Here is an 18,924-nt window from a genome sequence, read left to right on the forward strand (position 1 = left end):
GGACGGGGCGGGACGGGGTCAGGCCAGCGGCTTACGGTAGTAGATTTCGCCGTCGTCGGTCGTCTCCGTGCGGTGGTAGCCCTCGCGCTCGTAGAGGCGCTGATTGGCCTCGCTGAGGCCGCCGGTGAACAGCTCCGCCTCGGTGGCGCCGGCGCGGCGACCGCGCTCCTCGACCGCGGCGAGCAGCATCGAGCCCAGCCCGCCGCCCTGTTGGTCGGGGGCGATCGCGAGGCGCCCGATCAGCAGCAGGGTCCCGTCGAGCCGGGCGCGAACCGCCCCCACGAGGCGGTGTCCGGCGATCGCCACGCAGCCGAGGTTTTCGACCAGTTCCGCCTCGAGTTCTTCGAGCGTCTGGGTGAGCGGCGGCATGTCCGCGTTGCCGTAGATGATGGCCTCGCTGGCGAATGCCGCGCGTTGGATGGTCAGCACCTCTCCGGCGTCCTCGGGGCGGATGTCTCGGATGACGGGCGAGTCGGTCATGGGGGCAATCTCCTGTGTCGGTGAACTATCGGCGGCGGCACGGTGCGCCTGGTGCGGCTCAGGGTTAACTACTATGGCGGTGGCGCAGGAAAGCGGAAACGGAGTGCCGCGAGCTATGGGCGACTACTTCGACACGCAAATGATGACAGCGGAGCCGTCGGAAGCCCTGGCCTGGTTGCAGGAGCATTACGGCCGCGTCGACATCCAGGTCGAAGACGGATCGTTCGCCGAGCACGCCGTCGGCGACTGCGGCTTCGCGCTCAGACGCCTCCTCTGGAAGTGCCGCGCGGAGGTGCACTACGAGGCCGACCGCTTCTACTTCGCGACGTCGACGCCCGGCTACGCGTGGCGCATCGGTTCGGCGGAGGGCGAGTACAGCGTCGAACCGGGCATCGTGCAGCCCGGCCACGAGTTGGTCGGCCACGCCGACGACAGCTCCGTGCAGCTGGTCGCGTTCGACGCCGGGCACCTGACCGAGACCGCACAGGCCATCTACGGCGACGACAGTCTTTCGGTGCGCTTCGACGGGACGGGGCCGGTCTCGCCGCGCATGCGGGACTACTGGCTCGCCACGGTGCGCTGGTCGCTGACGCAGCTGCCCGTGCTCGGCGAACCGCTCGTCCGCGCTCACGTGTACCGCGCTCTCGCGTCTGCGACGCTCGAGGCCTTCCCGCTGGCCGGGGATCCGCGTGAGCGCCGCGCCTCGGCTCTCGAGCAAGCGGCGATCTACGCCGCCGCGACGGCCTGGATGGACGACCACGCGTCTCTCCCCGTGACCGCCGCTGACGCGGCTCGCGCGGCGGGTACCTCGGCTGCGGGTCTGCGCCGCGCGTTCGTCGCCAACGGCACCCTCGCCCGTACGCCGGAGGGGTATCTCGCTCAGGCGCGCATCAGCGCCGCGCACGCCGACCTCGTAGCATCCGATCCCACCGGGTCGACGATCGCCCAGATCGCGCTGCGCTGGGGGTTCGCCGATGCGGCGGGTTTCGCCGCCGCCTACCGTGACGCGTACGGGAGCGACCCGCAGGCGACCCTCGATCGCTGACTCAGCGATCGCGGTCGGTGTACTCGCCCGGACGCTCCGTGTCGTCTCGCGACTCGTCGCCGGAAGGCAGCTCCACGTCGGTGTAGGAGCCGGCCTCGTCGGCGCGGGGTCGTGCTTCGGTGCCGTCGGCGCGCTCGTTGTCGACGTACTCACCGGGGGCGTCGAGGTTGCGACCCGCCTCTTCGCCGTCGGGGAGTTCGACTTCGGTGTACTCGCCCTCGTCCGGCCCCGTGCCGTGGCCGGTGGTGTCGCGATCGCCCATGATGCGCCTTTCTCGTCGTGGTGGTTCCGAGGCTAGCCCCGAGAAGGAACGGGCCACGGGTGCTTGACACCCGCTTGCTCTGTCGCCGCCCGGGTGTCAAGGGCACCCGTCCGCGTTCCGCGGGGGAGGAGAGTGGATGCCATGCCAGCTCTCGCCATTCTCCTCATCGTCGTCGGTCTCGTCTTCCTTTTCCTCGGCATTTTCGTCGAGGCCGTGAAGTTCCTCCTGTGGATCGGCATCATCATCCTGATCATCGGCGTGATCGCCGCGCTGATGCGGTTCGTCCGCCGCAACACCTGACCTCGACTGCTCAGGCCGCGAACAGATCGCGGGCCCGGGGCCGGCGTACGGATGCCACAGCGTCCAGCGCCGGCCCCAGCTCGTCGTACGCGAACTGGAAGCCCGCCGCCGTCAGTACGGCCGGGGTGGCCCATCGACTCTTCAGCACCAGCTCGGGTTCGTTGCGGAGCACCGCCATCGCCGGGTCGAGCATCCATCGGAACGCGGGCAGCCCGAAGGGGGCGCCCGCCACACGTCGCACCTCGCGCATCAGCGTGCGATTGTCCGCGACGCCGGGCGCGGCCAGGTTGACGGGACCGGCGAGGTCTTCCCGATCACGGAGGAATCGGACGGATGCCACGACGTCGTCGATGTGGATCCAACTGAAGCGCTGGCGGCCGCGGGTGCGATGCCACGAGGACATGACCGCGCCGGTGGGGTGGGCGCCGATGCCACGGTAGCGGCGATGCGGGAACCACCAGCTGTCGATCTGCGGGCCGCCGAGACCGAGCCTGCCGAGGGCGAATAGCAGACGGGTCGCCGGCCCGTCGCCGAGCACGATCGCCATGCGCAGCGCTACGCGCCGGGTGGCGGGGAGGTCGTCGGCGAAGAAGGCTCGCTCCCAGCTCGTCGCGACGTCGACCGAGAAGCCCTCGCCGATCACGCCGGTGGTCTCGTCGTTGCCTCGCTCGGTCTCGTGCCGGTAGATGGTGGCGGTCGAGGCGTTCATCCACACGCGCGGGGGGTGCTCGGCATCCCGGACCGCCCGGTGCAGGGCGCGCGTCGTATCGAGGCGTGAGCGCAGGATCTCATCGCGACTGTCGTCGGTGTAGCGGCACGACACGATCCTGCCCGCGAGGTTGATCAGCACATCGGCGCCGTCGACGAGGCGCGCGATCCCGGCCGGGTCGTCCCACGTGACGGTCCCGGCGCGCCCTACCGTCGCCACCTCGTCGCCATCGGCACGGAACGCGGCGGTCAGCGCCCGGCCGACGAAGCCGCTCGCTCCGGCGATCACGACTCGGCGGGGGACGGAGGCGCGGGGCTCGGGCGTCATCCGCTCAGACTACGACCGCGGGGTCAGGCGTCGTCGGAATCGGGGAGGTTCTGCGCGATCTTGCTCGATTCCGCCGAGCCGCGACCGACGCCCGGCTCGTACTGCGCGATGAGGGAGTCGGCATCCACGTGGTCCTCGCCGCCGTCCGCGGAGGGGGGCGGCGACGCGGGAGTCTCGTGAGGGGCGTGACGCGACGTCGAGCCGCTCTCGCCGCGGGCATCGTCGGTGCCGCGTTCCATGTCGCCGTCGGCCGCACGGGTGCCGACGCCCGGCACGTCGTTCTGGCTCGAGACGTTCTGCACGCGCGCCTCGTCGGCGTCGTCGATCTCGGTCGCGGACACCGCGCCGGTGTCCGCTCCCGCGCCCCCGGCGGGGACGTCGGCGGTCAGGCCTTCGGCATCGGAGACGGTCTTCTCGTGGTCGGCGCCGGGGAGGTCGTCGGGGGGAGTGTTCACGGTGGTCCTTCCGGTGGGTGTGGCCCCACGCTAGGCGTCGCGTCGGGCTCCGGAGACGGGGTTGACGACCTCGCGGAGAAGGGCGACGGCCGCCTCCACGCTCTGCGCGATGACCGCGGCCGGATCACCGTCGAATTCGTGAAGGCGCCACGTCGAGGCATCGTCCGACACCGCGGCGATGTACACCGTGCCGGCCGGATGGCCGGCGTCGTCCGCGTCAGGGCCGCCGACGCCGGTGACGGCCACCGCGTAGTCGGTGTCCACGAGGCGGCGCACCCCGGTGGCGAGCTGGATCGCGCATTCGGCGGAGCACGGATCGATGTCGGCGTCGACTCCGAGCACGTGTGTCTTCGTCGCCATCTGGTAGGCCACGACCGAGCCGGCGAACCATTGCTGCGTGTCCGGCCCCCGGCCGAGGGCGGTGCCGACGGCGCCGCTCGTGAGGGATTCGGCGACGGCGAGACGGGCCCGGCGCTCGGTGAGATCCGCGGCCAGGTTCGTCACGGCCTCGTCGAGAGAGGTGTCGCTCATGGGGTGTCCTTTCGCTCTGCGGGGCTCATCGCCCCCGAGGGGGGACGGTCTGGATAGGCTCGGTGCGATCCCCGAAAGGAACCGCCATGCAGCAGCGCCCCCTCTCTCGTACCGGCCGCGAGATCTCCGCGATCGGTCTCGGCACCTGGCAGCTCGGTCCGGATTGGGGCGGGGTGAGCGAAGACGACGCCCTGCGGGTTCTCGGGGTCTCCGCCGACGCGGGCGTCACGCTGTTCGACACCGCCGACGTCTACGGCGACGGCCGCTCCGAGGAGCTCATCGGGGCGTTCCTGCAGCAGTCCGGGGCGGGCGGCATCACCGTCGCGACGAAGATGGGTCGCCGCGAAGACCAGGTGCCCGAGAACTACACGATGGAGAACTTCCGGGCGTGGACCGAACGATCGCGTCGTCTGCTCACGCAGGACACGCTCGACCTGGTTCAGCTCCACTGTCCCCCGTCGGCGGTCATCGACGACGACGCGACCTGGGACGCGCTCGACCAGCTGGTGTCCGAGGGCGTGATCGCCGCGTACGGCGTGTCCGTCGAGACGATGGACCAGGCGATGTCGGCGCTGCGGCGGCCGAACCTGACCAACCTCCAGATCATCTTCAACCCGTTCCGGTTGAAGCCCCTGGACGAGGTGCTGCCGGCTGCTGCCGAGAAGGGCGTCGCGGTCTTCGCGCGCGTCCCGCTCGCCAGCGGCCTGCTGTCCGGGAAGTACACCGCCCAGACGACGTTCGACAAAGACGACCACCGCACCTACAACCGCAACGGCGAGGCGTTCGACAAGGGTGAGACGTTCTCGGGCGTGCCGTTCCCCGAGGGTGTCGCGGCGGCCGACGAACTGAAGGCGGCTCTTCCCGAGGGCGTTTCGCTGCCGGCGGCGACCCTCGCCTGGATCGCGTCGCGCGAGGGCGTCACCTCCGTCATCCCCGGCGCCCGGTCGGCGGAGCAGGCTTCCGCGAATGCCGCCGCGGCCGATCTGCTCGAGGCGGGCTTCGACCTCGACGCCTTCGACACGCTCGTGCGCGACGTGTACGACCGTCGTCTGCGCGCCGAGATCCACCCGCAGTGGTGAGTCGACGCCGCGCCTCGGCTTGACCGGGCGCGGCGTCATCGCAGACCCGTCGACGCGACGCCCTGGATGATCTGCTTCTGCGCGACGAAGAAGACGAGGATCATCGGCACCGTGGCGATGACGCTCGCGGTCACGATGATCTCCCAGTTCCACTGGCCGCTGAAGCCGAAGGCATCCACCATCGCTTTCAGGCCCCGCGGGATCGTGAAGGTCGACGAGTCACGCAGGTAGATGAGCGCGCGCATGAGGTCGGTCCAGACCGCTTGCACCTCGAACACGAGGGTCACCGCGAGGGCGGGGCGGGCCATCGGGAGCGCGATCCGCCAGAACACCGCCCACTGGGACGCCCCGTCCACCCGCGCGGCGTCGAAGAAGTCCCGCGGAAGGCCCAGGAAGAACTGCCGCAACAGGAAGACGTAGAACGCGCTCGCGAAGAGGTTCTGCGCCCACAGCGGTACGAGCGTGCCGACGAACCCGAGCGAGTTCCAGATCAGGAACGTCGGGATCATGGTCACCGCCCCCGGGAGCATCATGCTCGCCAGCACGAAACCGAACAGCACCCCTCGGCCGCGGAACCGGAACCACGTGAACCCCCACGCGACCATGGCGCTGGAGAGCGTGACGGTCACCGCTGCGAGAACCGTGACGATCGCGGTGTTGGCGAACCACAGCGCGAGCGGGGCCTCTTGCCAGACGGCCGCGTAGTTGCCCAGCGTGAACGTCTCGGGGATGAGGCGATTGTCGAACACCTCGCCGCGCGGTTTGAAGGACGCGCTCACGAGCCACACGAACGGATACGTGAACACCACGCCCAGCACCGAGAGTGCAGCGATGACCAGGACGCGCACGACGCGGGCACGGCGTCGCGCCGACGCCGACGGGTTGCTGCGAACGATCGCGCGCGGCGCGTGCGCCGCCGGCCGCTCGGGCTCGTGGAGGTCTCCCGGGGCGGTGATCGGGACGGTCCGGCTCATCGCTGGCCCCCTTCGTAGTAGACCAGGCGGCGCGAGACGAGCAGCTGGATGCCGGTGACCACAAGGATCAGGGCGAAAAGCAGCCACGCCATCGCCGAGGCGTACCCCATGTGGAGGAATTCGAACGCCTGCTGGAACAGGTAGATGACGTAGAAGAGTGCGGCGTCATTGCTGTAGGTGCCGTTCCCGGCGCCGAAGAACGCGGTGTAGGCCTCGTCGAAGGTCTGCAGACCCGCGATGGTGTTGACCACCACGATGAAGAACAGGGCGGGACTGATGAGGGGCAGCGTGACGCTCCAGGACTGTCGCCAGAAGCCGGCGCCGTCCAGGCGTGCAGACTCGTAGAGCTCGACGGGGACGTTCTGCAGTGCGGCGAGCAGGATCAGCACCGACGACCCCACCGTCCACAGGCTCATGAGGATGAGCCCCGGCTTGATCCACGCGGGATCGGTCGTCCACGCGGGCCCGTCGATCCCGACGACCCGCAGAGCGCTGTTGATGAGCCCGTTCTGCCCGTTGAACAGCAGCAGGAACAGGATGCCGACGGCCACCGGCGGCGTCATCTTCGGCAGGAAGAACAGCGTGCGGAACAGGCCCGCCCGGCGACCCGCCCGGTTCAGCAGCAGGGCGAGAGCCAGCGCGACGGCGATGTACAGCGGGATCTGCACCAGCGTGTAGAACGCGGTGTTGCCGAGCGACTGCAGCACCTTGGGGTCTTCGGCGAGCTGGGCGTAGTTGTCCAGGCCGACGAAGCGCGGGTTTCGGATCACGTCGTAGTCGGTGAGCGAGAGGTAGACGCTGTAGAGCAGTGGCCACGCCGTGAAGACCGAGAAGCCGACGATCCACGGCGAGAGGAACAGCAGGGCCGAGCGCAGGTTCCGGCGAGCGGCCCGCCGGCGGGACCGCTCGCGCGTCAGGTCGCGGGCGGCCGGGGCGGTCGTGGCCACCTCAGCGGTTCTCGATCTCGGCCCACGCATCGTCCAGCGCCTTCTGCGCCGTCTGCTGCGCGCTCGCGAGAGCATCCTCGGGCGTGGATTGCCCGTTGAGCACCGCGTTGACGGCGTCCTGCCAGGCCTGGGTGAACTCGGCGTCGGCGGGGTTCGCCGGGAGCGAGAAGGTGTGGTCGTTCGCCTCGTACATCGCGTCGACCGCGTCGCTCCAGGGGGCCGTGGTCGCCGTGACCTTCTCGCGCACGAGGGCGTCGGCGGTGGCGTTTCCGGTGAGGATGCCGGTGAAGGGCTTGCCCTCGGCCTCGCGTGCGGCCAAGCGGGCGTCGGCGGCGGCCTGCCACGCGTCGACGGAGGTCATCACGCGGGCCCAGCGGCACGCGGCCTCGGGGTTGTCGCTGCCGGCGGGGATGGCCCACGTGGAGCCGGAGGCGTAGGCGAGCGGTTCTCCCTCGCTGTCGCGAACCGTGTCGAACACGAGGGGGGCGTCGGGTGAGACGTCGTTGAGGATGTTGACGTACCACTGCTCCATCGGCATCGCGCCGAGAACGCCGGTGGCGAACTGGTTGCCCGCCCCGAAGAAGTCGGCCGAGTCTCGGAACGCCTTCACGGCGCTGAACCCGCCCTGCGCGTCATAGATGCCCACGGCCCACTCCAGCGCCTGCACCACGGCGGGGTCGTCCAGCTGCGCCGTGCGGCCGTCCTCCGAGATCAGATCGGCGCCGCCGGCCTTGGCCCACAGGGGAAGGAACTCCGGCAGTTTGCTGTCGACGCCGATGACATCGAGCCGTCCGCCCTCGCGGCGCATCAGGGCCTGGTTGGCGGCGGTCATGGCATCCCGGTCCGAGCCGTTGACCGCGGAGATGTCGAGCCCCGCGCCCGCGAGCAGGTCCGCGTTCGCCATGGTGATCTGGATGCCGTTGAACTCGGGGATGCCGTAGATGCGGTCGTCGAGGGTGACCTGCGCGATCGCCGAGGGCACGTACTGCGACGTGTCGATGCCCTCACCCTCGATGCAGGCGTCCAGGGGGATGATCGCCCCGCGCGCGGCGAGCGAACCGATCTGGTTGCGATCGGCGTAGATGATCTCCGGCGGCTGGCCGCTGGCGATGGCGGACAGGAACTGTTGGATGTCGAGTTCGCCCTCGACCAGGGAGACCTCGACGCCGCTCAGGGCCTCTTTGGCGAGGTCCATGCGGGTGGTGGCGACTTCGTCGACGCCGCCGAATCCCATGACGGTGAGTGTCCCGTCGAGCTCCGCACCGGAGTCGTAGTCGGCGCCGGAGTCGTCGGCGCCACCGGTGCCGACGGCGCAGCCGCCGAGGGCGAGGACGCACGCGAAGGCGAGGGGGAGCAGAAGGCGTCGGGGGGATGCCATGGCGAGACCTTTCTCTCGACCCACCGAGAAGTGGGCAACGGAGGAAGGTAAGAACCGCTTCTCGGATAATCCGAGGGGGTTGACAGCGAAAGAGCCGGGCCCGCCCCGAAGGGCGGACCCGGCTCTCGAGGAGGTCGGCGTCAGCTGACGTCGCCGCGCCACGCGCCGGACTCGGCGCCGCGCGACTCGATGTACTCCTTGAAGTTGGCGAGATCCTTCTTGACCGAGTGGTCGTCGGCCCCGAAGACGGCGCCGGCCTTCTCGAGCAGGCCCGTGGGGTCCCAGTCGATCTGCACCGTGACGCGGGTCTCATCGTCGGATAGGCGGTGGAAGGTGACGACGCCGGCGTGGTTCTCCTCGCCGCCGACGCTGTTCCACGCGACGCGCTCGTCGGGGTGCTGCTCGGTGATCTCGGCGTCGAACTCGCGCTCGGCGCCGGCGATCTTGACCTTCCAGTGCGTGAGGGTGTCGGTCTTCTGCGTGATGGACTCGACGAAGCTCATGAAGTGCGGGAACTCCTCGAACTGCGTCCACTGGTTGTACGCGACGCGAACGGGGACGTTGACGTCGATGGTTTCGATGACCTGGGCCATGATCTCCTCTTTCGTGTGATCCGGGGCTGCCCCCAGTCTTCGCGCGTCTGACCCGGTAACCCCCGGGGGTTGAGGGATCGGCCCGAGTGGCCTATAGGCCCCGCGTCGCTCAGGCGCGTCCGCGCAGGATCAGGTGCCAGTACACCCACGGCAGAATGCGGCGATCGGCGATCCAGGTCGAGCGCCGCTCGCGCGAGAGGGAGCGCCAGAAGGGGATCGTCGGTCGCGGGCGACCCCACCGGTCGAACTCGGCGAAGACGACGGTCCCGCGTGAGACGGTGAAGGGGACGACGCTGTACCCGTCGTAGCGGGCGCTGGGCGCCTGACCGCGGAGCGCGGAGCGCAGGTTCTTCGTCAGCACCTTGGCTTGCGGACGGATCGCTCCTCCCGACGGGCGCGTCGCGACGCGGGCCGCATCGCCGAGCGACCAGATGTCCGCGTAGCGGCGATGCCGCAGGGTCTCGGGATCGACGTCGACGAAACCGTGGGGGTCGTCGTCCGCGGACAGGCCGCTGCCCGCGATCCACTCGGGCGCCCGCTGTGGCGGTACGGCGTGGAGGACGTCGTAGGAGAGGGTCTCCTCGTCATCGCCCTGGCCGATGGTGACGGTGCGAGCGTCGGCGTCCACGCTGCGCACTTCGCGGGAGTACCTCACCTCGACGCCGTACCGGTCGAGCACGCGGTGGAGCTCGCGGTCCACGTCGGGAACACCGAAGGGCACCGGGTCTGGAAGGACGAGCACTTTTCGGATGTCGTCGAGCACGCCGAGCGACCTCCACCAGTCGCACGCGAGGTAGAGGGGCTTCTGTGCGGCCGCGCCGCACGAGGCCGGCTCGGCGGGCTGCGTGAAGACCACCGTGCCGCGGCGCAGGTCGCGCAGCACCGCCGACGCCCGGGTGGCGAGATCGAGCGTGTAGTTCGACACGCCCTCGGGGCGATCCATCGCCTCGGGCAGACCGGGCACCTGTTCCCAGGCCAGCCGCAGACCCGCCGCGACGATCAGCTGGTCGTAGTCGAGGTGCCCGCCCGACACCAGGTGAACCCGTCGGGCCTCCGGATCGACCGTGAACGCCTCGTCACGCAGCCATCGCACGCCCGGGGGCGTGACGTCGCCCTGCGGGCGGACGGCGAGCGATGCGCGTGCCGTGCCTCCGGCGATGTGCGACTGCAGCGGCGCGTACACGTGCTGCGTGCGGGGTTCGACGACCGTGACGTGACCGAGCCGTGCGCGAGTGAGGCGCCCAGCGATCGAGAGCCCGGCGTTGCCGCCCCCGATCACCACGATGTGCGGACCCGAGGTGGGCGAGTGCGGCATGCGGCATCCTTCCGTTTGTCTCAGCCAACCCCGCCCGCGCCGCACCGGCGACCGGGTTGACAGCGGCTCAGGCGAACGAGTCGGCGGATCCCGCATCCTCCGGCGGCTCGGGGACGACGTAGAGCCCGCTCGGGGAGTTCGCCATCGTCATGAGCGCTTCCAGCCAACTGCGGTTCAGCGCGGGCGGGCGGCCCCCGTGGAACTTGAACACGATGTTCGATCGCGGGTGGATCCAGACCGCCGTGCGGCCGCCCCCGGTGCTGACATCGTCCTTCCACTGGAAGTAGAAGGGTTCTCCGCGGCGCAGCTTGTTGCCCACCACGATCTGCAGGTGGGCGAGAAGGCGATCGTCGAAGTCTGTACGAACGGTGCCCTCGTAGATGAACTTCCCCATGGCGCGGTCTCCTCGTTGGCGGTCTTCGTCACTGTGCCCGGCGTTCGCATCCCGGAGCGACTTCGCAGACGCCGTGCGTCACGACGGCACCGAATGCGAAGAGAGTCAGAACATCCGTGCCGTCTGGCCCGGGTTTCGGCCGTACATGTCGCGGTAGAACTTCGCGAATCGTGACGGACTGGAAAAGCCCCACCGGCGGGCGACGTCGCCGACGCTGTCGGTGCCGCTCACGAGGTCGCGATGAGCCGCGGTCAGGCGCACCGTTCGCAAATGGGTGGACGGCGTCGTGCCCAAGGCTCGGCGGAAGGCGTGCTGAAGGCCGCGCGTGGAGATCCCCGCCGCCGTCGCGACGTCGTCGATGGTGATCGGTCGATGCGCGTGCGAATCGATGAAGGCGAGGGCCCGACGCACCGTGCGCGGTGCGGCGGCCCGCTGGGTCGCGTGATCGAGGGCTTCCCCGTAGGTGGTCGAGAAGACCGAGAGGGTGGACAGCAGCGCGTGCCGCTCGAGTTCCGCCGCGACGAGCGGATGCTCGTGACCGGCGACGAGGGCGGATGCCACGTACCCGAAGCTGCGTTCCCACTGCGACGCGAGCATCCGGTCCCGCGCGACCGAGTCGAGCGTCCGCAGCACGAGACGGTCGTCGCCCGATACGGCGCGAGCCACTCGCTCGGCGGACGTGCGGTCGAACAGGAATGCGCGCACCTTGCCGGTGCCGCTCCAGCGGGCGCGCATCGGCCCGTCGCCGGTGAGCCAGGGCTGCCGCGGATCGATGTCGCGACCTTCCGCCCGCAAGCGGGCATCGAGGGCGGCGAGCTGGCAGGCCATGATCTGATCGTCCAGCTGCACCGACGAGCGGACGTCGGCCCGGAGGGAGTACTGGACGAGCGAGAACGTTCCGGAGTCGATCGACGACCAGTCGAAGCGCACCCGGTCGGGGTCGACGTGATCCAGACGTGCGCCCGGAACGAACTGCCGCCACACCGCTTCGACATCGTTCGCGCCCGTCGCGCGTACGGTGAGGACTTCCCCCATATGACCCTCCTCCACGGCCTCGACCGCCGTGGCATCCGGGATATCTTGCCTCCGGCTCGCGGGTCCAACGTGCGGTCGGACGCCGCGCGCCAGGGTTCGGCCTCGGAGCGAAAGCACGGGAGTACGGGGCGGGTCCAGGCGGTGTCAAGGGGGCGGGAACGCTGCGAGTACCGCCGTTGGATGGAGGAGTCGCCGACGCGGCGACCCGCGATACCGCATCGCGGACGACGAAAGGATTCCGCCATGAGCGACGCTTCGATCGACCCCGTCTCCTCGGACCCGACCGTTCCGCAGGCTCCGGATGCGGTGACCGGCGTGCAGCCCCTCCGCGACGGCGACACGTCCATCGAGCCGGACCCGTCGCTGGATCCGGCGCAAGCGGAGTGGGATGCCACGACCGCGCTCGACGAGGGTGCGGACCCCGCGGACCTTGATCCCGCCACGGCGACAGGAGCGGACCCGGCGGAGATCCCCGCCGACGACAGCGACATCCCCCTCGCGGATGTCCACCCCGAGTCCACGGGGACGGACTCGCAGGGGGAGGACCCCGGCGTCGTGGAGCTGGGCGAAGAAGGTCAGGGCGACCTCGCCCCCGAAGACCTCTGAGTGCGATCTAGCCGCCGTCCGCCGCGATCCCGCTCTTGACCGGCCCTGCGTTCCGGGACGGGCCGCCGGGGGAGTGGCGGCGGCGGAGGACGCGCAGCGGCGTCGCCGCGCGCGCGACACGCGTTCCGGCGTAACGCACCCCTCCCCGTACGCGCGCGCCGACGGCGATCCAGCTCGTCACCGACCGCTCGATCGCCCACACCGGCGCCCACAGGGCCGCGGAGGGGCGGAAGACGCCCCGACCGCCCGCGCGTCGGCGCCCGCCCTCCGCCGCGGCCACGACGCCGAGCGCGATCAGCAGAAGAACCCCGCGTCGGCGGCGCAGGGCCACGATGGTCGGGAGCAGGGTCAGCTCGAGGAGCAGACGAGGTGGCTGCGCGAGACTGTCGTACGCCTGCCGCACCCGTTGTCCGAGGAAGTGCGACAGCGTGGGCGGGCGCCGCGCGACGAACACGTCACGGCGAAGCCGCACGACGCCCCCGGCGGCGCGGACGGTGCGTTCGAGCTCGAGGTTCTCGAACAAGCAATCGGGGTCGTACCCGCCCGTGCGTTCCAGCACGGAGCGCCGGATGCCGTACGTGCCCGAGTAATCGCGGTGGAAAGCGCGGTTGAGCAGCGTGCGGCCGGTGTCCCATCGCGCGTGCCAGGGCAGCGGATCGAACACGTTCTGCGGAGCGACCAGGTGCGCATCCGCGAGTGCCGACACCACGGCATCCAGGCCCGCCCGGTCGTAGCGGACGTCGTCGTCGGCGAGGACGATCCGCTCGTGCCGGGCCACGGCCACACCCGTCAGGACGCCGCGCACCTTGCCATTGGCGCCGTGCGCGAGGGCGGGGCGCACGTGTCGGACGAGTCCCGGAAAGGCGCGGGCATGGGCGGCGAAGAGCGGCGCGTCGGACCCGTCCACCACCGTGACGTCGATCCAGCCCGCCAGTTCGCCGAGGTAGTCCGTGAGGTCGCCGATCGCGTCGTCGTCGCTCCACCGAAGCGGCAGGACGTACTCCGCCGCGAGGCGCATCAGTCGTCCGTGCGGAATCCTGCGGCTTTGTGCGTCCCGTCGCAGAAGGGCTTGATCGTCGACAGGCCGCACCGGCACAGCGCGACCGTGCGACGGTTCTGGGGGATGGGCCGGCCCGCGGCGTCGCGGAGGTCGACCTCTCCGCGCACGAGGAGCGGGCCGTCGGGATAGGCGGTGATGCGGGCCGGATCCGCCATCATCGACCCTCTTCGGGCCGCAGGGACGACTCCCCGCGCGACCACGCGTCGAGCAGATGACGGCCGACCCTGCCATCGACGTCGAGGCACGCGGCGGCGCCGAAGAGGATGTCGGGGAGCAGGTCGGGGCGATCCTCCGCGAGTGCGCCGGCCAGGTCGCGCGCGGCGATCTGCTCGTGCACCGCGTCGGCTTCGACGTGCTCGTCGAAGTACGCGCACACGTCGTCGCCGAAACCGAGGCGCCGCAACCCCTCGGCGTAGAGGCGATTGGGGATCGACGACGTCATCTCGAAGGCCGCGAGATGACCGACGATCGCTCCCAGCAGCCGGCGATTGAGCCCGAACATCGACATCGTGTTGTGGGAGGCGAGGGTGACGGCGGGAACGTCGTCGATGTAGGCCCCGTAGGCGTCGGAGAGTCCGGCGCCGCGGACCGCGCGCGCGAACAGTTCGGCGTGCACGCGCTCCGGGTTGCCGCCGCCGTACTCGTCGGACTGGATCTCCACGAGCGCCGCCTTGGGTCGCCCCGTCAGCCGCGGGATAGCCCATGAATGGGGGTCGGCTTCCCGCAGGGTGTAGACCGTGCGATGCACGAGGAGCTCGTGCGCCTGGTCGAGGGTGGCCTTTTTCGCGAGGTAGCGCGAGAGGCTCGGGCCGGTGTCGGCGGCGGTCAGGGCGAAGAGGCAGCGGGCCACGGCGTCCGCCGTCGCCGCCGGCGTCTCGGGGACGGCCACGCGATCGCGGAGTGTCGCTTCGAAGGCCCGCTCGATGACGCGACGGGTCGCGACGAGCGACGGGTCCCATTCGAGATCGGGAGCGAACGCCGGGATCGATCCGTAGGCCGAGGCGTAGAGCGCGAAGAGGGCGAGCTGCAGATCGTCGTCGGCGGCGACGTCGGGCGAGGCCTCCACGGCGGCGTCGGCGAGGGCGGTGTGGGCCGTCGGCATGCCGCCGCACAGGTGCTGGAGGATCGCGGCGCTCACCGGGCCGCGTGGCGGGAAGGGTGGTGAATCGTCCGCCCCTTCCGCGTCGGAGAGAACGGGGGAGGAGGAGGTGACGGACACCCCGGCACTCTGGCGGCGAGGGGCGCGATCACCGAGACCCTTGACAAGGACGCGCACGCGACGAGAGGGCCACCCGTGTCGGGTGCCCCCTCGTCGTTCGTGCTCACTGCTCGATCGGGTGCGGAGCGCTCTCGTGCGCAGCGATCACGTCGTCGGAGTCGTCGGTGGACACCGCGATACGGCGCGGCTTGGCCTTCTCGCTCACCGGGATCGTCACGGACAGCACTCCGTTGCGGTACGACGCGCTGATTCGATCCGTGTCGATGCCCTGGCCGAGGTTCAGCTGGCGAACGAACGAGGCGGTCTCGCGCTCGCGCGTGATCCACTTCACACCTTCCCCGGCGGCGAGCGTCCGCTCGGCCCGGATCGTGAGCAGCTGGCCGTCGACATCGATGTCGACCGAGCCGGGGTCCACGCCCGGGAGATCGGCGGACAGCACGTAGTGATCGCCGTCGCGATAGAGGTCCATCGGCATGCGGCGGGGTCCTCCGCGTCGGGCGTCGAGGAGCGTCGACGCGAGGCGGTCGAGGTCGCGGAATGGGTCGTAAGCGGCCATGGTCGTTTCTCCTTTTCGATCGGTCCGGATGTCGGATCCGGAGGTGGTCATAGGTTGAGTCTGTGTGACTCAACTTGCGATCAGATTAGCACTCTCGTAGGGAGAGTGCCAAGAGTTCGTCGCGCGATTGTGCTCCCGTCGGACCGCCGCCGCAACCCCCGTGCCGGACCCCCGCGCACCGCGGTGTGGTGGGCCCCGGATGCTGCGGCCCCTGGACGGCATCCGGAGACGACGAAGGAGAGCGATGTACTTCCACCGGCAAGAACTCCAGCACAAGGCCACCCCCGACAAGCCGGATGCGGTCTACGCGCGCAAGCTTCAGGAGGTGCTCGGCGGACAGTACGGCGAGATCTCCGTCGCGATGCAGTACCAGTTCCAGGCGTGGAACATGCACATGCCCGGCAAGTACCGCGACCTCGTGTTCGGGATCGGTGCGGAAGAGATGGGGCACGTCGAGATGCTCGCGATCATGATCGCGCAGCTGCTCGAGAAATCGCCGCTCGGCATCACCGAGGAGGCCGTTCAGGCGGACCCGACGGTGGCCGCCGTCGTCGGCGGTACCGACATCCAGCACGGCATCGTCGCGGGTGCCGGCGCTCGGCCGGTCGATTCGATGGGTAACCCGTGGCAGGGCAGCTTCATCACGGCCAGCGGCAACCTGCTCGCGGATTTCACGGCCAACGCGAACGCCGAAATGCAGGGACGCGTGCAGGTCGCGCGCCTCTACCACCAGACCGACGACCACGGCGTGAAGGACCTGCTCGCCTTCCTGCTCGCCCGCGACACCATGCACCAGAACCAGTGGGCGGCTGCTGCGGCCGAGCTGCAGGAGGAGGGGTACGAGAGCCTCCCGGTGCCGAGCAATTTCCCGCTCGAGAAGGAGGATCGCGACGTGTCGTACCAGTACATCAACTTCTCCGACGGGGCTGCGGCCGCCGAGGGGCGCTGGGCTTCGGGACCGACGCCCGACGGAAAGGGCGAGTTCACCTACCTCGCGTCTCCCGAACCCGGCGTGCCGATGCCGCCGCCCACGCACCCCGATGTGCGGTTCTACGGCACCACCGAGCTCCCCAACACCGTGGAGAAGCTCGCCGGCCGCGCGCAGGACGCGCTCCACAAGGAATGAGCGGGCCGGAACAGCCCGGCGCCGACGCCGACCAGCGTCTCGGTGCCGGGCACGAGCGCACCGGAGCGAGCTTTCCGGCGATGCGGGCGGCCAAACGGCCGCGCTCGATCGTCGCCGGCCCCTACGGGCACCCGTTCCATCCGATCGCGGTCACGATCCCCATCGGGGCGTGGTCGTCGAGCCTCGTGTTCGACCTCGTCGGCCTCGCCGCCGACGAGCCCGCCGCGTTCGCCGCCGGCTCGCGGTTGCTCATTGCGATCGGCCTCGTCGGGGCCGTGGCCGCGGCGGTGCTCGGACTCCTCGACATGTCGCGGATCGAGAAGCGCACGGCGGCGCACCGCACCGCGCTCGCCCACCTCGTGCTGAACACCACCGCGATCGTGCTGTTCACGCTGGGTCTGGTCGTGCGCCTGCTCGACGCCGGACGCATCCCCCTCGTCGCCTTCCTGCTGAGCCTGATCGCGGCGGCGGGACTGTCGGTGTCGGGGTGGCTCGGCGGCAAGCTCTCCTACCGCTGGGGTGTGCGCGTCGCCGACGAGCAGACGCAGCGCGAGGGCTTCGAGACGGCCTGACGGGACCGGGTGGGGCGGGCGCTCGCGCGCGTCCCACCGGTCACCGTCTGCCGCGCGGGAACCGCCGCCATCCGCCGCTGACCGCACCGGCGTCCTGCAGGGGCACCAGCACGGCACCGGTGGTCACGGGCGCGGGACGGCGACGCAATCCGAGCGCGCGCTGCAACAGACGCATCGCCCGGTCGTACAGCCGGGGAGCGAGAAACCGCAGGGGGCGCGCCACGAACTGCGCCGCTCCCACCGAGACCTCCCGACGGTGACCGCGGGCGGCGCGTTCGATCGCGTGCGCGACCCGCTTCGCCGACACGACCGGCGGGAGCGGGTACGGGGTGCGGCCGGTGACGTTGGCCGCGCGCCGATAGATCGGGGTGTCGATGCTCGCGGGCAGCACGATGCGCACCCGGATGCCACGGTGCCCGAGCATCTCTTGACGTAGGGCACGCGCGAAACCGAGCAGCCCGTGCTTGGCCGCGACGTACGGGCCGACGTATGCTCCCGCGACCTGGGAGAAGAGGGATCCGACGAACACGATCGTCCCCGCGCTCCGCGCGCGGAAATGCGGGATCACCGCCCGGGCGTCGCGCATCGGGCCGAGCAGGTTCGTCTCGATCACACGATCGCGTACGTCATCGGGGGTGTCCTCGGTCGACCCGTACGAGAACACCGACGCCGCCGAGACCCAGACATCGATCCGCCCGAACCGGAGGATCGCGGCATCCACGGCTCGCTCGGCGCTCCCCGGTCGGGACAGGTCCAGCGCGAGGGTCAGGACGTCTGCTCCGAGCCGGCGGCAGTCAGCGGCCGCAGTGTCGAGCGCGAGGGGATCCCGCGCGATCAGCACGAGCCGGGCACCGCGGCGCGCATATCGCATAGCGGTGGCCCGCCCGATGCCGCGCGACCCTCCGGTGATGACGACGACCTGGTTCATGGGGCTCCTCGAGCTCGGGTGCGCACGATGTGCGGGATGCCGCGACCATAGGCGCGGGTGCACCCGGTGCCCCCGGGGTTGACGTGCCACCACCGAGGACCCGGTGCGCGCTGCTTCGGTCCGTCGCCCGGGTACAGGGCCTCCGTGAGGCGCGCAACCCCGTGGGCGCCGACTCCGCCACGACCCACAGTGACCGCATGGCCGACGACGACACTGCACCCACCGACACGACGTCGCACGACGGGATCTCCGAGGTCGCCGACGGGGTGCTCAAGATCACCCGTGCGGTGACGAACTGCTACCTCGTCGACACCGACGACGGCGCGGTGCTCGTGGATGCCGGACTGCCGCGGATGTGGCCGCTCGTGCTGGACGCGCTGCGTTCGAGGCGGCTCTCGCCCGACGATCTCATCTCGGTCTATCTCACCCACGGGCACTTCGACCACGTGGGCGTGGTGACACGGCTGCAGACGGATCATCACGTCCCGGTCCATGTGCACCCCGCCGACGCGAGCCTCGTGCGCCATCCCTACCGGTACGACCGCGAGGCGTCACGTCTGCTGTACCCCCTGAGGCACCCGAGGGGACTGCCTCACCTGTTCCGGATGGCGCGGGCGGGCGCCCTCCGCGTGCGCGGGGCGGAGGTGCGCGGTGACATCCGCGCGCAGACACCGGTGCTCGGCGGACTCGTCCCGATCCCTACGCCCGGGCACACCCACGGACACGTGGCATTCCATCTGCCCGATCGCGGGGTTCTGTTCACCGGGGACGCCCTCGTCACCCTCGACCCCTACACGGGCCGGCGGGGGCCGCGCACCGTCGCCCGCGCGGCCACGGCGGACAGCGCGGGCGCGCTCGCCGTGCTCGCCGCCCTCGCCGAGACCGGGGCGGAGACGGTGCTTCCCGGGCACGGTGACGCCTGGACACGGGGGATCGAACGCGCCGTGGCGGAGGCGCGGGCGGCCGGTCCGCAGTGACCCTGCGGTACTCCGGCGGCGGGGCGCCGGTCCGCCGTGGTGCGCTCTCGAGGCGA

Annotated in this window: 24 protein-coding genes; 7 read left to right on the forward strand and 17 right to left on the reverse strand. The window is 70.6% G+C overall.

Annotated elements, in window-relative coordinates; all coding sequences use genetic code 11:
• Positions 1-18: 18 nt before the first annotated feature.
• Positions 19-480 carry a GNAT family N-acetyltransferase gene (locus tag MHY30_RS10765; protein WP_239276921.1) on the reverse strand — a complete coding sequence of 154 codons (462 nt, stop codon included), beginning with the start codon at positions 478-480 and terminating at the stop codon, positions 19-21.
• Between the two features lie 115 nt (positions 481-595).
• On the opposite strand from MHY30_RS10765, the gene MHY30_RS10770 reads away from it, so the two are divergent.
• On the forward strand, positions 596-1,525 hold the full coding sequence (locus MHY30_RS10770; RefSeq protein ID WP_239276922.1) for a helix-turn-helix domain-containing protein: 930 nt from the start codon (positions 596-598) through the stop codon (positions 1,523-1,525).
• 1 nt (position 1,526) lies between these two features.
• Here the strand turns inward: MHY30_RS10770 and MHY30_RS10775 are convergent, their stop codons facing one another.
• Complete coding sequence (locus MHY30_RS10775; RefSeq protein ID WP_239276923.1) at positions 1,527-1,787, reverse strand: hypothetical protein; 261 nt, start codon at positions 1,785-1,787, stop codon at positions 1,527-1,529.
• Positions 1,788-1,928: 141 nt separating this feature from the next.
• Between MHY30_RS10775 and MHY30_RS10780 the strand changes: the two genes are divergently transcribed.
• Positions 1,929-2,087: a hypothetical protein gene (locus MHY30_RS10780; protein ID WP_228164282.1), complete on the forward strand. Its 159-nt coding sequence runs from the start codon at positions 1,929-1,931 to the stop codon at positions 2,085-2,087.
• Positions 2,088-2,097: 10 nt separating this feature from the next.
• Here MHY30_RS10780 and MHY30_RS10785 read toward each other — a convergent pair whose 3' ends face one another.
• The 3 genes from MHY30_RS10785 to MHY30_RS10795 are packed head-to-tail and all read right to left on the reverse strand — an operon-like array spanning position 2,098 to position 4,109.
• Positions 2,098-3,123: an epimerase gene (locus MHY30_RS10785; protein ID WP_239276924.1), complete on the reverse strand. Its 1,026-nt coding sequence runs from the start codon at positions 3,121-3,123 to the stop codon at positions 2,098-2,100.
• Between the two features lie 23 nt (positions 3,124-3,146).
• Positions 3,147-3,578, reverse strand: a complete 432-nt coding sequence (locus tag MHY30_RS10790; RefSeq protein WP_239276925.1) for a hypothetical protein — start codon at positions 3,576-3,578, stop codon at positions 3,147-3,149.
• A gap of 30 nt (positions 3,579-3,608) precedes the next feature.
• Positions 3,609-4,109, reverse strand: coding sequence for a CinA family protein (locus tag MHY30_RS10795; RefSeq protein ID WP_239276926.1), 501 nt, complete (start codon positions 4,107-4,109; stop codon positions 3,609-3,611).
• Between the two features lie 86 nt (positions 4,110-4,195).
• Between MHY30_RS10795 and MHY30_RS10800 the strand changes: the two genes are divergently transcribed.
• Complete coding sequence (locus MHY30_RS10800) at positions 4,196-5,188, forward strand: aldo/keto reductase (RefSeq protein WP_239276927.1); 993 nt, start codon at positions 4,196-4,198, stop codon at positions 5,186-5,188.
• A 35-nt stretch (positions 5,189-5,223) separates the two neighbouring features.
• Here MHY30_RS10800 and MHY30_RS10805 read toward each other — a convergent pair whose 3' ends face one another.
• The 7 genes from MHY30_RS10805 to MHY30_RS10835 all read right to left on the reverse strand — a co-directional run bounded on the left by MHY30_RS10805 (position 5,224) and on the right by MHY30_RS10835 (position 11,824).
• Positions 5,224-6,162 carry a carbohydrate ABC transporter permease gene (locus MHY30_RS10805; RefSeq protein WP_239276928.1) on the reverse strand — a complete coding sequence of 313 codons (939 nt, stop codon included), beginning with the start codon at positions 6,160-6,162 and terminating at the stop codon, positions 5,224-5,226.
• Positions 6,159-7,109, reverse strand: coding sequence for a carbohydrate ABC transporter permease (locus tag MHY30_RS10810; RefSeq protein WP_239276929.1), 951 nt, complete (start codon positions 7,107-7,109; stop codon positions 6,159-6,161). The genes MHY30_RS10805 and MHY30_RS10810 overlap by 4 nt, the downstream gene beginning before the upstream one ends.
• A gap of 1 nt (position 7,110) precedes the next feature.
• The gene (locus tag MHY30_RS10815) at positions 7,111-8,487 is read right to left on the reverse strand and encodes an ABC transporter substrate-binding protein (protein ID WP_239276930.1); all 1,377 of its coding nucleotides are present in this window, start codon (positions 8,485-8,487) and stop codon (positions 7,111-7,113) included.
• Positions 8,488-8,627: 140 nt separating this feature from the next.
• The gene (locus MHY30_RS10820; protein ID WP_239276931.1) at positions 8,628-9,080 is read right to left on the reverse strand and encodes an SRPBCC family protein; all 453 of its coding nucleotides are present in this window, start codon (positions 9,078-9,080) and stop codon (positions 8,628-8,630) included.
• 109 nt (positions 9,081-9,189) lie between these two features.
• A complete protein-coding gene (locus MHY30_RS10825; protein ID WP_239276932.1) occupies positions 9,190-10,395 on the reverse strand; it encodes an NAD(P)/FAD-dependent oxidoreductase in 1,206 nt (401 codons plus the stop codon).
• 67 nt (positions 10,396-10,462) lie between these two features.
• The gene (locus MHY30_RS10830; RefSeq protein ID WP_239276933.1) at positions 10,463-10,789 is read right to left on the reverse strand and encodes an ATP-dependent DNA ligase; all 327 of its coding nucleotides are present in this window, start codon (positions 10,787-10,789) and stop codon (positions 10,463-10,465) included.
• A 105-nt stretch (positions 10,790-10,894) separates the two neighbouring features.
• The gene (locus tag MHY30_RS10835; protein WP_239276934.1) at positions 10,895-11,824 is read right to left on the reverse strand and encodes a helix-turn-helix transcriptional regulator; all 930 of its coding nucleotides are present in this window, start codon (positions 11,822-11,824) and stop codon (positions 10,895-10,897) included.
• A gap of 243 nt (positions 11,825-12,067) precedes the next feature.
• Here MHY30_RS10835 and MHY30_RS10840 point away from each other — a divergent pair, with 243 nt between their 5' ends.
• Positions 12,068-12,430, forward strand: a complete 363-nt coding sequence (locus tag MHY30_RS10840; protein WP_239276935.1) for a sugar ABC transporter ATPase — start codon at positions 12,068-12,070, stop codon at positions 12,428-12,430.
• A 7-nt stretch (positions 12,431-12,437) separates the two neighbouring features.
• On the opposite strand, the gene MHY30_RS10845 is transcribed toward MHY30_RS10840, so the two are convergent.
• The 4 genes from MHY30_RS10845 to MHY30_RS10860 all read right to left on the reverse strand — a co-directional run bounded on the left by MHY30_RS10845 (position 12,438) and on the right by MHY30_RS10860 (position 15,265).
• Complete coding sequence (locus MHY30_RS10845; protein WP_239276936.1) at positions 12,438-13,448, reverse strand: glycosyltransferase family 2 protein; 1,011 nt, start codon at positions 13,446-13,448, stop codon at positions 12,438-12,440.
• The gene (locus MHY30_RS10850; protein WP_239276937.1) at positions 13,448-13,645 is read right to left on the reverse strand and encodes a CDGSH iron-sulfur domain-containing protein; all 198 of its coding nucleotides are present in this window, start codon (positions 13,643-13,645) and stop codon (positions 13,448-13,450) included. The genes MHY30_RS10845 and MHY30_RS10850 overlap by 1 nt, the downstream gene beginning before the upstream one ends.
• Positions 13,645-14,709, reverse strand: a complete 1,065-nt coding sequence (locus MHY30_RS10855; protein WP_374204603.1) for an iron-containing redox enzyme family protein — start codon at positions 14,707-14,709, stop codon at positions 13,645-13,647. The genes MHY30_RS10850 and MHY30_RS10855 overlap by 1 nt, the downstream gene beginning before the upstream one ends.
• A 103-nt stretch (positions 14,710-14,812) precedes the next feature.
• A complete protein-coding gene (locus MHY30_RS10860; RefSeq protein WP_239276938.1) occupies positions 14,813-15,265 on the reverse strand; it encodes an Hsp20/alpha crystallin family protein in 453 nt (150 codons plus the stop codon).
• A 244-nt stretch (positions 15,266-15,509) separates the two neighbouring features.
• Between MHY30_RS10860 and MHY30_RS10865 the strand changes: the two genes are divergently transcribed.
• Together MHY30_RS10865 and MHY30_RS10870 are read left to right on the forward strand one after the other, a co-directional pair.
• A complete protein-coding gene (locus tag MHY30_RS10865) occupies positions 15,510-16,391 on the forward strand; it encodes a manganese catalase family protein (protein WP_239276968.1) in 882 nt (293 codons plus the stop codon).
• A complete protein-coding gene (locus MHY30_RS10870; RefSeq protein WP_239276939.1) occupies positions 16,388-16,963 on the forward strand; it encodes a DUF2231 domain-containing protein in 576 nt (191 codons plus the stop codon). The genes MHY30_RS10865 and MHY30_RS10870 overlap by 4 nt, the downstream gene beginning before the upstream one ends.
• Positions 16,964-17,003: 40 nt before the next feature.
• Here the strand turns inward: MHY30_RS10870 and MHY30_RS10875 are convergent, their stop codons facing one another.
• The gene (locus MHY30_RS10875; RefSeq protein WP_239276940.1) at positions 17,004-17,891 is read right to left on the reverse strand and encodes an SDR family oxidoreductase; all 888 of its coding nucleotides are present in this window, start codon (positions 17,889-17,891) and stop codon (positions 17,004-17,006) included.
• 197 nt (positions 17,892-18,088) lie between these two features.
• Here MHY30_RS10875 and MHY30_RS10880 point away from each other — a divergent pair, with 197 nt between their 5' ends.
• The gene (locus tag MHY30_RS10880; protein WP_239276941.1) at positions 18,089-18,868 is read left to right on the forward strand and encodes an MBL fold metallo-hydrolase; all 780 of its coding nucleotides are present in this window, start codon (positions 18,089-18,091) and stop codon (positions 18,866-18,868) included.
• Positions 18,869-18,924 lie beyond the last annotated feature (56 nt).

Source organism: Microbacterium sp. ACRRU, assembly GCF_022346945.1.
GTDB lineage: Bacteria > Actinomycetota > Actinomycetes > Actinomycetales > Microbacteriaceae > Microbacterium > Microbacterium mcarthurae.

Coding starts and splice junctions, on each gene's coding strand:
- MHY30_RS10765 (WP_239276921.1), bottom strand. CDS start 480: ATGACCGACTCGCCCGTCATCCGAGACATCCGCCCCGAGGACGCCGGA.
- MHY30_RS10770 (WP_239276922.1), top strand. CDS start 596: ATGGGCGACTACTTCGACACGCAAATGATGACAGCGGAGCCGTCGGAA.
- MHY30_RS10775 (WP_239276923.1), bottom strand. CDS start 1,787: ATGGGCGATCGCGACACCACCGGCCACGGCACGGGGCCGGACGAGGGC.
- MHY30_RS10780 (WP_228164282.1), top strand. CDS start 1,929: ATGCCAGCTCTCGCCATTCTCCTCATCGTCGTCGGTCTCGTCTTCCTT.
- MHY30_RS10785 (WP_239276924.1), bottom strand. CDS start 3,123: ATGACGCCCGAGCCCCGCGCCTCCGTCCCCCGCCGAGTCGTGATCGCC.
- MHY30_RS10795 (WP_239276926.1), bottom strand. CDS start 4,109: ATGAGCGACACCTCTCTCGACGAGGCCGTGACGAACCTGGCCGCGGAT.
- MHY30_RS10800 (WP_239276927.1), top strand. CDS start 4,196: ATGCAGCAGCGCCCCCTCTCTCGTACCGGCCGCGAGATCTCCGCGATC.
- MHY30_RS10805 (WP_239276928.1), bottom strand. CDS start 6,162: ATGAGCCGGACCGTCCCGATCACCGCCCCGGGAGACCTCCACGAGCCC.
- MHY30_RS10815 (WP_239276930.1), bottom strand. CDS start 8,487: ATGGCATCCCCCCGACGCCTTCTGCTCCCCCTCGCCTTCGCGTGCGTC.
- MHY30_RS10820 (WP_239276931.1), bottom strand. CDS start 9,080: ATGGCCCAGGTCATCGAAACCATCGACGTCAACGTCCCCGTTCGCGTC.
- MHY30_RS10825 (WP_239276932.1), bottom strand. CDS start 10,395: ATGCCGCACTCGCCCACCTCGGGTCCGCACATCGTGGTGATCGGGGGC.
- MHY30_RS10830 (WP_239276933.1), bottom strand. CDS start 10,789: ATGGGGAAGTTCATCTACGAGGGCACCGTTCGTACAGACTTCGACGAT.
- MHY30_RS10835 (WP_239276934.1), bottom strand. CDS start 11,824: ATGGGGGAAGTCCTCACCGTACGCGCGACGGGCGCGAACGATGTCGAA.
- MHY30_RS10840 (WP_239276935.1), top strand. CDS start 12,068: ATGAGCGACGCTTCGATCGACCCCGTCTCCTCGGACCCGACCGTTCCG.
- MHY30_RS10845 (WP_239276936.1), bottom strand. CDS start 13,448: ATGCGCCTCGCGGCGGAGTACGTCCTGCCGCTTCGGTGGAGCGACGAC.
- MHY30_RS10850 (WP_239276937.1), bottom strand. CDS start 13,645: ATGGCGGATCCGGCCCGCATCACCGCCTATCCCGACGGCCCGCTCCTC.
- MHY30_RS10860 (WP_239276938.1), bottom strand. CDS start 15,265: ATGGCCGCTTACGACCCATTCCGCGACCTCGACCGCCTCGCGTCGACG.
- MHY30_RS10865 (WP_239276968.1), top strand. CDS start 15,510: ATGTACTTCCACCGGCAAGAACTCCAGCACAAGGCCACCCCCGACAAG.
- MHY30_RS10870 (WP_239276939.1), top strand. CDS start 16,388: ATGAGCGGGCCGGAACAGCCCGGCGCCGACGCCGACCAGCGTCTCGGT.
- MHY30_RS10875 (WP_239276940.1), bottom strand. CDS start 17,891: ATGAACCAGGTCGTCGTCATCACCGGAGGGTCGCGCGGCATCGGGCGG.
- MHY30_RS10880 (WP_239276941.1), top strand. CDS start 18,089: ATGGCCGACGACGACACTGCACCCACCGACACGACGTCGCACGACGGG.